Source organism: Alteromonas sp. R7, from assembly GCF_055755235.1.
On the sequence record NZ_JBVTQX010000011.1, the window covers coordinates 1 to 15838 of the forward strand.

Sequence of the window (15838 nt, forward strand, 5' to 3'; positions counted from 1 at the left end):
AAAGAAACCCGCCTAACGGCGGGTTTTTTGCGTTTGGAAGAAAGAAAAATAATGGGGTCAGAGTACATTAATCCCCAATCCCCTCAGCAAAACCGCAAATTTGGGGCAGAATACTTTTTGGCTCTCACTCTCGTTAAAAAAAGAAATGTACTCTGACCCCATTATTGTGGGCTAACTAAATAATCCGAGCTCTTTAACTCTCTAGGGTATATAACAGGCAGTTTGAAAATACGGTAGATAGGTACAGACTGTAGGTGCAAGCGTTGGAAATACGAATGTAGGGTTAGTGTACTTTAAAGCGCTATCTTTTAAAAAGTACTCTGACCCCAATTTTCGAAATGTACTCTGACCCCACTATTTGCTGGGATTATGCTTCGGTTTGTAGGGCTTGCTTCTTCAGTGTTTCTATCATGTATTCGCGCATTTTAAACTTCTGAAGCTTCCCTGTTACCGTCATGGGGTACTCTTTCACTACGCTGATGTATTTGGGTACTTTAAAGTAGGCTAGTTTGGATTTCAGGTAGTCGCGTATCTGATCTTCGTCTATATGTCGATTTTCCTTTGCCTTAATCCATAGGCATACTTGCTCGCCATATTTGTTGTCAGGAATACCAAAGACAGCGGCGTCTGACACATCCGCATGTTGATACAAGACTTCTTCAATTTCTCGTGGATAAATGTTTTCGCCGCCGCGAATAATCATGTCCTTTATTCTACCAACTATTGTGACGTAGCCTTCTTCATCCATTTCTCCGAGATCACCAGAATGGAGCCAACCTTCATCGTCTATGGTGGCTTTTGTCTTAACCTCATCACCCCAATAACCTTTCATTACACAGTAGCCTCTCGCGCAAATCTCACCCGGCTCTCCAATAGGCACCGTATTGCCTTGGGGATCTATGATCTTCACTTCTGTATGGGGCATAGCGCGTCCAACAGTTTTGACCTGCTTTTCAAATGGCGAGTCAATGTCAGTAATATGATTGATAGGGCTACACTCTGTCTGACCATAACCTATGACGACTTCTGTCATATGAAATTCACTATGGACCTTTCGCATGAGCTCTTCTGGACAGGTACTACCTGCCATAACGCCGGTTCTTAGTGTTGATAGATCAAAGCTCTTAAAGTTGGATAGTTCGAGTTCGGCAATAAACATGGTTGGTACGCCATGTAATCCCGTGCACTTTTCTTTTTCTACTGTACGGAGTGTTGTCTCAGGGTCGAATGACTCCCCGGGGAATACTGCGCATGCACCTGATGCTAAGCAAACTAAGTTGCCCAATACCATTCCAAAGCAGTGGTAAAGCGGAACGGGAATACAAAGTTTGTCTTTGTGTGTGAACCTCATTGCTTGTGATACTAATAGCCCATTATTTAGAATGTTTCGGTGCGTTAACGTTGCGCCTTTCGGATTTCCCGTCGTGCCAGAGGTAAACTGAATATTGATGTTATCATCCGCGCTAAGGTTCGATTCAACGGCCTCCAACTGAGATTTAAGCGCTTCCGTTGGTTCTATTTGTAATGCAGAAAAAGCCTGTAATCCTTCTACAGGCTTATCGCCAATAGTGTATACATATTTAAGTGAAGGCAACTTAGAAAGCGTTAGAGGACGCCTTGGTGTGTTCTTAACTTGGCTGTCTATTTCTGGCGCAAGCTCTTTCAACATGGCGACGTAATTTGACTGCTTGAATGACTGCGCCATGACTAAGTATTTTACGGAAACGTTATTAATAGCAAACGCTAATTCAGCAGGACGATAAGCAGGGTTCAGGCATACCATGATCGCCCCGATCCGCGCAGTGGCCATCTGTACGATCGACCATTCGATATTGTTCGGAGACCATATACCCACACGGTCGCCAGGTTCTACACCGTTTGCAAGTAAGCCGCAAGCAACACGTTCTACTTCATACCAATACTGCTGATAGGTCCAGCTAACGTCTTGATGTTTTACAATAATCGCTGGGTTATCGCCATAATTGTCGACAACATTTTTGAAATACTGACCGATAGTGAGCGACGTCAGCTCAGCGTCATCAGAGCCAGTAAACTCACTTTTCTGAAGAGGGAGTAGTGAGTTCGGTGTAAATTTTGATTCCATCATATCTTGCCTCCATGCGCGTACGCATCTGATTTATATATAAATAATAGAGTTGGCTGTTTCGGCTTTTGGTTCCAAATAACCAATGGCAACAATTGCAGTAAATGCTGAATACGCAACGAATAAAACAAATAATTCAATCTTTATTAACAATATTGTTGCAAACGGGTTTTGTCGACAAGATGTTAGTCGTATATGGGGTTATTCAACGATGAATTTGTGTGACTCGTCGTACACGCTGAAAGGAGAGTAATAACCAAAAGTGACAATGTATTTGATGTCTAAAGAAAATTTTCTCGACTTTAATGAAACAAAAAAGCCTCCGACGAAGGAGGCTTCCTAAAAATTTTTACTTTACGAGAGGTGAGCGTCTATTCAGACTCAATACCTTCGAAGTAGGCACGATATTCCATACGGGTAACGTAAGAATCGCCATTTTCGTCCATCATCTCAAAGTCACCTTCGACATGTGCAACCTTTAACTCCTCGGCTGTAAGCTTACCGTCGCTGTCTACATCGATTTCAGTAAACTTATTGTCGGCTGTGGCTGACATTTCAGTACGAAGCTCCTTATTCTTCTCTGATATCATTTCACTGTCTGCTTTAGAGAATAATTCAGGGTTGCCCTTTTCCGAGAGTAGAGCGTCATTGGTGCCTTCAGTTTTCACCTGAGTAATGATGTCGTCGCTAAACATTGATGGTTTTTCATCAACAAACTTGTTGAATTCAACACGGCTAATCATGCTGTCACCATCGGTATCCATTTTTGCGAGAAGCTTACTGTCAATAACGCCAGAAGACTCAGAACCGACGATATAGCCGTTTCCATCCTTATCCATTGCGTTAAATCCCATCGAGATCTTCTCTTCGTGGTGGCCTGCTACTGCTGAAGCAGATAGTGTTGCAGCAATAACAGCACTGGTAATCATACTTAGTTTTGTGATCTTCATAATCAAATTCCTTCTGGCTTTTACAGTGAACTTGGGCGCTCAATTGCCCTAACCACTAGGTCCACAGACCTCAACATAGGTGCAGATTGGAAGTAAGTTTCAATCTGACACCGCTAATGACTTACGTAATTCATTATTCATTGAATGTGCCAAATGCATAACTAACTGATTTAGTGAGGTAATAAAAATTTAAGGCAAGGATTTCAATGTTATTGCTATGTTAAATTGTCGCAGTGTTTGCAAGATCTTCATACGTCAAACTTAAGCTGATCTCAGATATAGATAGAACCCCATTAATGAGATTAAAACAGCGAGAGTTGATCGTTCGCTATTGTCTCAAAATTCAGGCCAATAAGAGGCAAGATACTATCGGCAATGGGTTGGACTTGCTTTTCAATATAGTGGTCATATTGAAGGGGGGCCGTGGCGGTTTCTGCGGTTTGAGGGCCCTGTACTGTAATAACATAAGCAATGGTAGTATGAAACTGATAGCGAAGTGGCAACCCCTGTTCTTTATAGTACTCGTCGGCTAATCGCGCTGCCCTTACGTGGGGAGGCAGCGACTTGGTATACGACGACAAAGGCTTTCGCAGCCGCTTTTTATAGACCAAAGCGTGATCCATTTCACCGGACTTTATCGCTGCTATCGTGCTATTTATGTAGTCTTCAACAGGCTGTCCAGTAAACACTTTTTTGTACAGCTCGTACTGGAAGGTTTTAGCTAGTACCGTCCAATCAGAGCGGACATTTTCTAAGCCTTTAAAGACAAGTTCACCGCCCTTCATTCCTGCGTAACGTTTTTTGCTGCCTTCGGAAGAGCCTCGGATCGTCGGCATAAAAAACGTAGAAAAGTGAGATTCAAACTCAATTTCTAAGTGGCAATCAATGTCGAACTCACTTTTTAGTAACTCTGTCCACTTTCGATTAATAATGCTAGCGAGCTCAAGTCCAGTCTCTGGGGGCGTACCCAGTGCATCATTCCCTTCTACATGAACAAATGTTGAGTCGGTATCGCCGTAAATAACCGTATAGCCTAGTTCTTCAATCCAACCCGCAGTGGTTTGCATAATCTCGTGACCCCTTAATGTGATTGAGCTAGCCAGGCGAGGATCGTAGAAAGGGCAACCTCCACTACCAAGCACACCATAGAAGGAGTTCATTAATATTTTGATGGCCTGAGAGCGCGGTGCGTCATTCTGTTTTTTGGCTTCGTCGCGCTGCAGCCATAGGTTTTCAATGATGGAAGGTAGAAAATGAGATTCGCGGCTAAATACTGCGCCTTTAAAACCTTCTATCGCCGTGTCAGGAGACTTAAGCCCTTCTGCAAGTCCTAACGGGTCGATTTTAAATGTACGAATGATGGAAGGATATAGGCTCTTAAAATCGAGGACTAAAACGTCTTTATATAAACCTGGCTGGGAACGCATGACATAACCACCCGGACTAGCCAAGCCTCCATTTTCAGGTCTTACCCCCGCGACATAAGACTTGCGGTGAAGCTTAGGCAAGTACACATTTAAAAACGCGGCCACTGACCCTCCGGGGCGACTCATATCTAGGCCGGTAAGAATACTGCGCAGCGCCAGAAAATCGATAAATTGGGTTTTATCCTGAATGCGATTGACCAGTTCCGTGTCTTTAAAGTTATAGTTAGCGAGTGCAACAGGGTCGCTATGATAAAGACGCTTTATCGCTTCAAGCTTGTCGGCAGCCTGAATAAGCTTATTTTCGCCAAGCAGTTCTTCAGATACGTGATCGAGCGAGAACGACTCGAATTGATAAGTCATTGTTTTTAGTGCTTCGATACCATCAATGACGCATCGTCCTGGCACATCAACGAGGGTTTGATCTTCCCACTGTCTTACAGAAGCCTCTCTGCCATGGCGGCCGATAGCATACTTTAGCGAGTTAGCCCTAGCGCGGCGTTCAAGTACCGCCATATCGAACTGTTTAACGTTCCAGCCTAAAATGATATCTGGGTCGTAGGATGTAAGATAAGAAAAAAATGCTTCAAGCAGTACTTTTTCTGATTCAACGGTAATGAGCTCGTACGCGCTGTCTTCTTGTCCCTGCAATGTTTGCCCAACAAAGCGTGGCGGGCATAAAAGCAGCACAACGTTGAGTCCTTCACCGGCTAACGCAATGCTAAAGAGTTCTTCATGCTCATTGCATTCGATGTCTATGCTTAGCGATGTAAATGTGGTTCTGAATTGACAGGGTCTGATTTGCGCATTTTCTATAACGATCTGAGGCGTATCGTCGAAATCTTGCGGGGCCAGGAATTCCACCGCGCCATACACAAAGCGCTCCATTAAGTAGCGATCGGCAACGCGAATATCGGCTTCGTACAATACAATACTGCTTTCCTGCGCATGCTGGCGAAGCTGATGCATGTGTGATTCGGTTGCGGTTTTTACCGTCGCAACAGGAACTTGTTCCAGCGTGTGAAACCCGTCATCTGAAATACTGATCTTTGCAGAAATACGCTCGGCGATATTGCGTAAATCATTGGCGTGATCAACAGATACAAAGCAAGTGGGGTATTGGGGTGAAGAAATTAACCTAGCGGTGCTACTGGGCGTTTTAACCCATAGCTCAACATACACCTTGCCTCGCCGGGTAAACGTACTTTTATTGAGTATGAACCCTTGTTGTATTGTTGAGGCTGACATGAATCTAATTTACTAACCGGCTTTGTTGACGTTAATTTCTTTAAATAGCCTCATGGGCGTGTACGTTTTATAAACTCGCATTACCGTTATCTGTTCAATAACTGGCGCAAAGGTGCAATAAAAATGCGCTACCACTGTGCACGAGAAACGGCAGTAGGCTTAGTATAACGTTTGTTATCACCTACTCCTATAGATCTCTATTCGACAGATATGTTTGTTTTTGTAAGCAGCGCGAGTTAAAACGAAAACGTACAGTCTTTGTGCACGTTAGACCATGCACGATAGAAAAGGTGAGGGCGATATGGAATATCTATTCGATAAACAGGTAGAGCCGGGCGAGCTAATAGAAGTGGCCGATGGTGTTCTTTGGCTAACAATGCCGCTCCCATTTGAACTTGACCACATAAATTTGTATCTGATCCGCGGTGAAGGCGGTTGGGTGGTCATTGATACTGGCATAGGAACGTCCACCACCAAAGCGCTGTGGGAGCGTATATTCAAGCAATTAGACGGGCCAATAGTTGGTGTCATCGTTACGCACTTACATCCTGATCATGTAGGGTTAGCGGGCTGGATAGCCGACACGTATAACGTCCCCTTTTATATGTCTCAAATTGAGTACTTTACTGCCAGAGCGTTTGCGGCAGGAAGAAATGGCGCAACGAATGAGCGGGATGTGCAATATTACCAGCGAGCAGGTTTAGACGAATCCATGATCGCAAAGCTTACTTCTGGTGAAGGCAATGGCTACAGCAGCGTTGTTTCACCACTACCCATTAGCTACACCCGTCTAAAACATGGTATGACGCTGTCGCTTGGCGGTAATGAATGGCAGATCATCATTGGCCGCGGCCACTCTCCTGAGCATGCGTGCCTTTACAATAAGCAAAAAAATATTCTCATATCAGGCGATCATATTTTGCCGATTATCACGCCAAACATTGGCGCCTACTCAACAGAGCCTGATGCCAACACCTTAGACGACTACCTTTCTACGCTGCCGCAATTCAAGAATTTGCCCAAAGATGCGACAGTATTACCTGCTCACAAGCTACCCTTTATCGGCCTGCATGAGCGAGTAGATTCGCTTATTGCTCATCATCACGAGCACCTAAAAGCACTGTTAAATGCTTGCGAGCAACCTCAAACGGTCGTAGAGTTATTACCGGTTATGTTTAAGCGCAAGCTCTCTAGTCGCAACATGGTGTTTGCAGTAGCAGAGTGTTTGTCTCACCTTAATTACTTGCTTAATGAAGGAGTCATTTCGCGGACGTTAAACAGCAAGGGTGTGTATACATTTAAAGCCTGTGAAGTAAAAAAGCTTGCTTGTTAGTTCAGTCAGAGGACATACAAACAGAGTGAGGATTAACAACGTCCTACTCTGTACTGGGCTATCTGTTTTCTAGGCCGTTTGAGAGTTTTCCGTTTCGTTTTCTTTATTCTCTTCATTATCTTCACTGGACGGGGGCTGTGCTGCAGGCTGTTTCGGAATGGTGATCTCTACCACGGTTCCTTTTGCCTCTTTGCTGCTAATAGATATTTTACCTTGATGTTGTTCGATGGCGGTGTAAGCCACAGAAAGGCCCAGCCCTTGGCCTTGCCCTTCGGGCTTTGTAGTAAAGAAGGGTTCAAAGACTCGCTTTAGATGTTTCGTAGGAATACCGCAACCCGAGTCCAGTATTTTGATGGTCACCAACGTAGGTGAATCGAGCACAGTAAGTTTAATGAAGCCCCTATCTTCTATGGCCTGCGCTGCATTTATCATGACGTTCATTAGCGCCTGTTTCAGCGGCCCAGGGTTTCCCATTACCTCCACTTTCTCTAATTCACATTCAAATTTATATTGGGGCGTGCTGTACTGGGCGGAAATAAGCGTGATCAGCTGGTGACACACGGCGCAGATATCTACTATCTGCACACCTTCGGTAGTCTCCAGCGAAAAGTTCTTAAGGTTTTCGACGATGTCTTTTACGCGGGTAAGACCATCTGTCGATTCGGCAATTAGCTCAGTAATATCGTCCTTTAACAAGTCGTAGTGATTAGACTCAAACAGTGCGTCGACCTGCTCTTTAAGTTCGTCGGTGAAGTGTTCGAGTTGCTCCTGAACGCCATCACAGATCGCAATAAGGTGAGTTGCGTATTGCTCAAGTGTATTGAGGTTAGCGCTCACAAAACCAATAGGGTTATTAATTTCGTGGGCGATCCCCGCCGCTAGCTGACCAGTAGAAGCCATTTTCTCAGCCTGAATTAGCTGGCTCTGTGCGGTATCGAGTTTGCGAATTAACTTTTTTTGCGCTTCGTGTTCTTTCTTCAAAGCTTCAGAAAGCTTTTGCTGGGCTCTAAAATAGCTAGCTTGGGCGGTCACATCTTGCAGAAAAATACACGCCAATTTTTGCCCTGTGTTTTTGTCTTTAATGGGCAAGATTTCCATGTTTTGATACATCTGTGTTTCTTCACCCGTTATAGGGCGAGAGCTCTTAAACGGAAAGATGTGGGGGCGTTGTTCCCAATAGCTAAAGCTAGGATGCTGCAGTACAAAAACTGACTTTAGTCTACGTTTTAGAAACTTACCTTGTCCTTGAAATAACTCAACAACTGGCGTTTCTTTATAGCAGTCGCGCATATTGTGAGGAAGTCGATCTAAAAAGAAGTCGTTTAGATAAACAACCTTAAAGCTCTCATCGACTATACCAATTCCGACAGGTAATTTACCTACCAGTTGTTCAAACATTATGCGAGTAACTCATCCAATGTGTCTTTCATGCGTGCAAGAGATTCATCGTCTAAGCAGAAAACAACGCGCATGCTAAACGACGAGATCGCGATAATAAACTGCACTTCCATCACTAAGCTGTGCTGCCATTGCAACTCATCGAAGTTCGCTTTATCGGGCAAGAATAACGTGGGCATGTTTAAGTTAGTGGTAAGCTCCAACTGGTCGGAAAGACCAGCCAAACACGCACCTGCCAAAATGTTACAAAGCTCCAAGATAATCTCTTGAATGTCTTCTTTGCTTAATGGTTCATCGTAATCCATTAACGTTGCGACCTCACTCAATCCAGCTTGAGATAGCACAGACATCACTTCGCCGTGTACGTCGCCTAAAAAAGACTGACGGGTATAGAAAGCGTCTTCGGTTTCAAATAAGAGACTGTAAAGCTGGGTGGGAGTAACCGCTGAGATTTTTGGGATAGAAATATCAATTTTGGTTTCAATTAACTGCGCAAGAGAGTTAGCCGCTTGCCCCATGGAAATATTTAGGAGTTCTTGAAGGGCATCTCTTTGCTCTTCGTCTAGTGGTAGTACAATGCTCATAGATACCCCAACTCAAACAACGACATTGCTAATTCTTCTTTATCAAGCGGTTTGCGTAAAAAGCGCTTTGCCCCCAGAGACATGACAATTTTCTGTTTTTCTGGCTGAAAGTCAGCGCTAATCACAATTACATTTGGGGCGTCGGGCCTTTGGTGCAAGAATTCCAACACACCAACGCCGTCAACTTCTGGCATGGTTAGGTCTAAAAGTACCAATGCAAATTCACTTTCTGACAGCGCATTTATGGCTTCTTGCCCGTTTGTTGCTTCGGTGATGTCATACTCTAAATCTTGCGGAAGTGAGCGAATCACACTACGCCTCGACAACTTAGAATCATCAGCTACTAATACAGAAATTGACATTTACAGCCTCCTAGAGCGGCATTTAATGCGATGCCTTTTTAGTAAAGTATGTGCAACTTTAGCGTTACTGCAACAATACCGTAAAAATTTTCCAATCAGCGTATTCTTTGAGCAGTGGCGCTTTAAAATGAGTATATGACAGAAGTGACTTTTATGCGTATTAGACTTTTAGTTGAAAATGACTAGGAGAGTAAACGAGGAAGTCGCAGAAAATTTAAGTCTATAAGTAGCGAGGTGTGCATTGGCCGACAATGCACACCCTTGCAGCTAAGTATTTTGCATAGTGTACATTTTTTCAAGTGCACTGGGCATGGCATCAACATAGCGTTTTACATCGCCAATTTTTCCCATACTTACGCGAGACCAGTTGTCGTACGTACGGTAGATTCCTCTAATCAGCACGTCCTGTTCAGCCATGGCTTGGCGGAAGTACTCTGCGTTGCCGTCACCTAAGTTAACAAAAATAAAGTTAGTACTAGAAGGTAGCGCTGTCAATCCATTTGCTTTTACTGCGTCCATAACCATAGATTTACCTTCATAAATTTTCTCTTTAGAGAAAGTTAAAAAGGCATCGTCATTGTAGCTGGCGATAGCCGCGGCAAGGCCTGCTTGATTCAATGTATAGCCGCCCATGCCATAGCGATTGATCCACTCAGTGTTTTCCTCTGATGCGATTAAATAGCCCACGCGCATACCTGCTAAGCCATAAATCTTTGAGAAGGTTCTCGCTACAATGACATTATGACCAGCTTTAACGAGCGGAATCATTGAATGCTTAGGAGGCTCATCGATAAGCTCGTTATATGCCTCGTCGACCAACACCAGTGTTTTTTTAGATGCTTTTATGCAGAATTCGCGAAGCTTATTCGGATCGAGCACTTTTCCCGTTGGATTGTTCGGGTTACAAATGTGCACCATACCAATAGAGTCGTCTATTGCGGCGTACATGGCATCAAGGTCAATATCAAGCTCTGCCGTATTAGCAACTCTCACTATTTCTGGCGCACCTTGTTTTTCAGGTGCTTTAGACGTGGTGTCCCAAAAAAGGTCCGGGCCCAGAATTTTTCCGTTCTTGCTGGCCGCAAGGGCGGCGTAGGAAAGAATAGGGCTTGAACCGGCGCTCAAAGAAATGTGCTTTCGAGTAATACCATAGCGCTCGGCAATCATATCCAATAGTGTCATGGCGGCAGGATAAGCATAGTAGGCTCCACCTTCCGCCGATGCTTTTGCGATAGCGTCTAGCGCTTTCGGGCTCGGCCCAAACGGGTTTTCATTGGCATTGAGCTTTGCAACCCCAGGCTTTGGTCCATACATAACAGACGATGGGGAAGCGCTTGCGCTAACAGATTGGGCGCTCACAAGGTGACTTATGCCACTCGCACCTATTGCTGACGCTGCAACTGTGCCACCAATAAACAAGCGTCTTGAACGGTTATAACTCACGGGTTGTCTCCTTCTTCTTTTAAATGGCTTTATAGAACATTGCGCTAGAAACCATGACGAGATAGATGCCAAATAAGCGCTTTAGCTTCTTTTCACTGAAGTTGTGCGCCATTTTGGCTCCGATTGGAGCGGTAAAGATTGCCCCAATACTGATAGCAATAAGCGCAGGTATATTGATGTAGCCAATAGTGCCTACCGGCAACGAGGCGGTTTCAGGGTGCTTCATAAACAAAAAGCCAATGGCACCTGGAAGCCCGATAAGAAAGCCGACGCCTGCGGCGGTCGCGACAGCCTGTTGAATGGTGCGCTGGCACATCACCATAGTGATTACGGTTGGCGTGCCACCACCTATGCCAAGCAGAGCAGAGAAACCACCCAGAACAAACGCCAAAACCGCTTTGCCTATGCCTTTAGGCATATCGAAAACAAGCCCGGGTCTTACAACGAACTCAGGGAAAAGGAAGTATACGGAGTAAAGTAGAACACCAGCGGCGAACACGACCGTTAAACCATTGGCGCTGGAGTTGTTTGCGATGAGCAGCCCGCCACCAACGCCAAGAATAAGCCAAATACTCCACGAGCGAAGAATGTCAAAATCCACCGCACCTTTAGCGCGATGCGCCATCACTGACCGAGCGCTTGATACCACAATGGATGCCAATGATGTTCCGATGGCTACCTTAACGAGGGCTTCTGATGGAGGAGTAAAAAACGGAAAAACAGCGAGAAGAGCTGGCACGACAACAAATCCCCCGCCATTACCAAACAGACCTGCCGTGATACCTGCAATGGCACCAGTTATACACAAAGTAACTACAAACCACAGTAGCTCTATTTCCATTTGCTTTTTACTCCGCATGAAACAGCTTTAAACATGAATGACCTTTTAAGTTTTTCTTATATACAGTTAACTACATACACAAACACCGACTTATGTCGGTGTTTGCAAGGAGCCAGTTAAAAACGGGCTGCAAGTCGGGTGTAGTAATATCCTCCCTGCCAATCAACCACCGAGGCAGAGTCATAGACTTCACCGCAACAGGCGTCGCCGTTAGTACTCACATCTGGGTAATTGTCGAAGAGATTTCTTACCCCCACTGACAGGGTGAGGTTTTCGTTAATAAGGTAGGAGCCCTCTATATCGAACATATATTCGTCACCGAAGGTTTGAATATTCGTGGCGTTTACCCCGTCATCGCTTCCCGCATTTTCGTATTCGCCAAAATAGCTAAGACGTGCAACGGCAGACCACACGTCGTAACTGTGGGTAACTGAGAAGACACCACGCATTTCGGGACGGCCATTTTCAAAGTCGAACTGATCCTCAGCGTTCAAGTATTCACTCGGATCAGAATCGAATTCTGTTTTGTTGTAATTCACAGAGCCGGTTAGCACGGTTGCGCCATACCTCGATTCCATCTTGTAAGTAGCAACAACGTCCACGCCTTCGGTTACGGTATCGAAAGCGTTTTGGAAGAAGAACACACCACCAATGGACTCGGCGCCAGAAACATTGGCACCTGATAGGGCTAGATAGTTTTGGTATGCGTCATAACCGTCTGCTTGAGGGTCGGTAACGACAGTGGTGGAAACATCTCGGGTAGACACAGAGTAAAGGCGGTCTTCAAGCTTGATGTTGTAGTAATCAACAGTGAGCGTTAAATCGCCATAGTTCGCAGTCATGCCCAGCGTAAAGTTGGTCGATTTTTCGGGTGAAAGCTCGTTGGCACCAAGCGCCTGCGCTACTTCGCCGCCGGCTGGGAACAAACCTGTTGCTACTGGGAAGCCATCGGGCAGACGTGTAGATACGTTGGTGGTGCCTTGCTGACCTGGAGTAGGGGCTCTAAAGCCAGTGCCAAAAGACGACCTAAAGCCTACTTCATCACTAAACTGATAGAACCCTGCTACTTTGTATACTACTTCTGAGCCAAAGTCAGAATAGTCTTCATAACGCAGCGCAGCCTGAGCAAACAACTCGTCTGTAATGTCACCAGAGATATCCGTGTATACCGCATATGAGTCACGCTCGTATGAGCCCGAATAGTCTGGTGAATAGCCAGGAAAGCCGTTGGAGCCAACGCCTACAACGGTATAAACGGCGTCTACTCCAGCGAATCCATCATCTTCAACCCCATCGTCGTTACTGTCAGCACTGGTGTAGTTGGCACAATTCAGAGTTGAACCGTTAGCAATGACAGCAGCGCCCAGTGCCGTAGTGGTGTAGTCGTCGTTACAAAACTCCCAAGGGTCGGATGTGGCGTAAGAGCCTGCAAAATAGGAACTTAGCTCGCCTTCAGAGATTTCGTATGACTCGTCTAAGTAACTTGCACCGAAGGCAAGAACATACTGGTTCAAGTCATAGGTGAAGTCAGCTTGAATCTGTGTTTCTTCGTTGGTTAAGTCACCCGGCTTAAATGAAGTAGGTGACTCGTTACCCAGTGACGGGTTAATGGTATTGGCTAGTGTGTAAGAGATTTCATTATTGCCGTAACGACCACTGATATCATAAGTAAGGTCGCCCGACATGCCCTTAACACCACCAACAAATGAGTAGTCAGTCACATCACCGAAGAAACGAGGCGTGAAGCCACCAGGGAAGAACTCTAGCGGGTTCCAGATTGAACCGTCCTCAAGTCGAATGTCTTCAATGGTGCCATTGCCTGGATAGCGATAATAGAATGAACCGTCACCTTCACTTTCTGAATAGTTACCGAATGCGTAGAGTTCAAGTTCACTGGATAGTGCGTAACCGGCGTTAAAGAAAACACGCGTCCCGCTTGTATTTGGTTGCCCCCATGGTTGGACTACGTCTGAACCATGAACGCTGTTGGCCATGGCCGTAGCATCAGCGATGTATTGATCTGACTGGTCATCCACACAAAACCATGGCTCACAATATTGCTCACCGCGAAAGGTGGCCTCGCTGTCAGAGTATTCGGCTGAAATACTGAAAAAGCCATCGTCGCCTAACGCGAAACCTTTATTCCCAGTAACGGTAATTTGATCGCCATCTCCTTCGTAGTAGCTGCCGTAGTCGGCAGTGAACGAGCCGCCTTCGGTGTTATTTTTTAATTGAAAGTTGATAACACCTGCAATGGCATCTGAGCCATATTGCGCAGCTGCACCGTCGCGCAACACTTCAACACTTTGAATTGCTGCGGTTGGAATAGTTGCGATGTCTGGCCCCTGTGTGCCAGAACCGCCAATTGAAACAAGTGCGGCCCTGTGACGACGTTTAGAGTTAACCAAAACAAGCGTTTTATCGGTGGGCATACCTCGAAGCGTTGCTGGACGGATAAAGGTTCCGCCGTCGGAAATGGGTTGACGGCCTACGGAATAAGAGGGAACGAGTGTCATAAGAACATTGTTCATATCGGTAAACGCAACGGCTTCAACGTCTTCGGCGGTGAGTACATCAACCGGTACAGGAGAGCTGGTTACCGAACGCGGTGCACCGCGGGCACCAACAACGGCAATGCGTTCTAGGTCTTTGGCTTCTGTGGTTTCTTCAGTCACTTCTTGCGCCTGTACAAGCAATGAAGTAGTGAAAAGTGTTAATCCGGTAAGTGCGTAACGTACTGCAGTGTGGAGCTTTTTCTGTTTCATTTGTGTTCCCAATCGTGCTTATTGCTACTTAGTTTTGTGGGTGTGGATTATTAAAATCTGCACTCTTTTTAGGCACGCACGAGCACTACTTTGATGCGAGAAGCATCTTGTTATTGTTGTCTAGCCACTCGTGTACAAGAACAAGGCTAAAAACTCTTTGGCTTTGCAGGAAGAAAGAAGATTATTCAGGGGTATAAGAAAAATATTGAGCCGTCTCACAGGGCGCTAATTTAATGCTATTAGACTTAAGTATGGGGGAAGACAAGATTTTCATGCCCCACTGCTTTTAGCTCATTTTTACAATTTTGCTTCATATAACTTAATGGAATGGCATATTCGTTGCTGCCATCTTCGTTAAACCGTTCCCGTTCTAGAACTCACCACCTTTGTAAGGAGAGCAAGTGCATTCAAAACAGCTGCATTATTTTGTTATGACGGTGCGTAAGGGGAGTATTGCTGCGGCGGCGAGAGCATTGGATATCGCTCAACCCGCCATTAGTCAGCAGTTGGCAAGTTTAGAAAGAGAGATGAAAGCGACGCTGCTTGAAAGAAGTTTTTCGGGAGTAAACCTAACATCGGCGGGCGAAGTTTTTTATAAACATGCATTAAAGCTGCTAACCGAAATAGACAACGTTAAGGCCGCATTGGAAGCCTTTCAAACTGGACAAAAGAAGGTAGTAAAAATAGGAATGCTACCATCAATCGGCAATGTGCTTTCTTTACCGCTGCTCACGGAAATAACGGCGAACCATAAAGGGCTCAAAGTCGAAATCAGCACTGGACCGTCTTACACCATTAATGATTGGCTTGAGTCAAAGCAGGTGGATGTTGCGCTTACTTATCAGCAAGCTGTCGACCCTAAATTCATGCGAGTCACACCGCTAATTCAAGAAGATCTTCATTTGGTTTTTTCTGCTTCCTCATCGTGTGAACAATACGCCAAGCTTCGAGATAGAACGACGATCCGTTTTTGGGAAATCAGTGAATTACCTTTGCTGTCACCGGGTAACAAAGATGCATTGGGTCAACTAATTGCTGACTATGAAAAAGCAACGGGCGTTAGTTTGCAGCACGATTTGGCTTATTCTGGACAACTCATGACTGGCCTTAGGCAAGTTATGCAGGGAGAAGGCGTGATGATCCTTCCTACATCAGCTATTTTTCATTTAAAGGAGTCTGGCCTAGTTTCATCACTGAAAATAACACAGCCAGAAATGCAGCGTACTGTACTCGCTGCGACAAACAAAAGTGCCAAGACGCTGCTAGATAGCAGTCCGATCATTGATATTCTCAGAAAAGTAGTGGCTCAAGAAAACGCACTGAAACACTGGTGCGGTACGTTAGAATTTGCCGCTTCATCGTTCATAGCGCAACCTGCATAGCACT

The 15838-nt window shown here is 45.3% G+C and carries 11 protein-coding genes; 2 read left to right on the forward strand and 9 right to left on the reverse strand.

Going from position 1 to position 15838, the window contains the following annotated elements:
• Positions 1 to 367: 367 nt before the first annotated feature.
• The 3 genes from AC0J2X_RS16400 to AC0J2X_RS16410 form a co-directional block, all read right to left on the reverse strand.
• Complete coding sequence (locus AC0J2X_RS16400) at positions 368 to 2107, reverse strand: AMP-binding protein (protein WP_069944957.1); 1740 nt, start codon at positions 2105 to 2107, stop codon at positions 368 to 370.
• Between the two features lie 368 nt (positions 2108 to 2475).
• On the reverse strand, positions 2476 to 3054 hold the full coding sequence (locus tag AC0J2X_RS16405; protein ID WP_069944956.1) for an EF-hand domain-containing protein: 579 nt from the start codon (positions 3052 to 3054) through the stop codon (positions 2476 to 2478).
• Positions 3055 to 3356: 302 nt separating this feature from the next.
• Complete coding sequence (locus AC0J2X_RS16410; protein ID WP_069944955.1) at positions 3357 to 5726, reverse strand: DNA polymerase II; 2370 nt, start codon at positions 5724 to 5726, stop codon at positions 3357 to 3359.
• A 301-nt stretch (positions 5727 to 6027) separates the two neighbouring features.
• On the opposite strand from AC0J2X_RS16410, the gene AC0J2X_RS16415 reads away from it, so the two are divergent.
• On the forward strand, positions 6028 to 7059 hold the full coding sequence (locus tag AC0J2X_RS16415; protein WP_069944954.1) for an MBL fold metallo-hydrolase: 1032 nt from the start codon (positions 6028 to 6030) through the stop codon (positions 7057 to 7059).
• Between the two features lie 69 nt (positions 7060 to 7128).
• On the opposite strand, the gene AC0J2X_RS16420 is transcribed toward AC0J2X_RS16415, so the two are convergent.
• From AC0J2X_RS16420 to AC0J2X_RS16445, 6 genes are all read right to left on the reverse strand, one after another.
• Entirely contained in the window at positions 7129 to 8457 is a 1329-nt protein-coding gene (locus AC0J2X_RS16420) for a sensor histidine kinase (protein WP_278346037.1), read from the reverse strand.
• Positions 8457 to 9041, reverse strand: a complete 585-nt coding sequence (locus AC0J2X_RS16425) for a chemotaxis protein CheX (RefSeq protein WP_014949492.1) — start codon at positions 9039 to 9041, stop codon at positions 8457 to 8459. Before AC0J2X_RS16425 ends, AC0J2X_RS16420 begins: the two co-directional genes overlap by 1 nt.
• Positions 9038 to 9403 carry a response regulator gene (locus tag AC0J2X_RS16430; protein WP_014949491.1) on the reverse strand — a complete coding sequence of 122 codons (366 nt, stop codon included), beginning with the start codon at positions 9401 to 9403 and terminating at the stop codon, positions 9038 to 9040. The genes AC0J2X_RS16425 and AC0J2X_RS16430 overlap by 4 nt, the downstream gene beginning before the upstream one ends.
• 267 nt (positions 9404 to 9670) lie before the next feature.
• Positions 9671 to 10846 carry a pyridoxal phosphate-dependent aminotransferase gene (locus AC0J2X_RS16435; RefSeq protein WP_014949490.1) on the reverse strand — a complete coding sequence of 392 codons (1176 nt, stop codon included), beginning with the start codon at positions 10844 to 10846 and terminating at the stop codon, positions 9671 to 9673.
• A gap of 19 nt (positions 10847 to 10865) precedes the next feature.
• Positions 10866 to 11687: a sulfite exporter TauE/SafE family protein gene (locus tag AC0J2X_RS16440; RefSeq protein WP_269350568.1), complete on the reverse strand. Its 822-nt coding sequence runs from the start codon at positions 11685 to 11687 to the stop codon at positions 10866 to 10868.
• A gap of 116 nt (positions 11688 to 11803) precedes the next feature.
• On the reverse strand, positions 11804 to 14452 hold the full coding sequence (locus AC0J2X_RS16445; RefSeq protein ID WP_049588944.1) for a TonB-dependent receptor plug domain-containing protein: 2649 nt from the start codon (positions 14450 to 14452) through the stop codon (positions 11804 to 11806).
• A 401-nt stretch (positions 14453 to 14853) separates the two neighbouring features.
• On the opposite strand from AC0J2X_RS16445, the gene AC0J2X_RS16450 reads away from it, so the two are divergent.
• Entirely contained in the window at positions 14854 to 15834 is a 981-nt protein-coding gene (locus tag AC0J2X_RS16450; RefSeq protein WP_014977398.1) for a LysR family transcriptional regulator, read from the forward strand.
• Positions 15835 to 15838 lie beyond the last annotated feature (4 nt).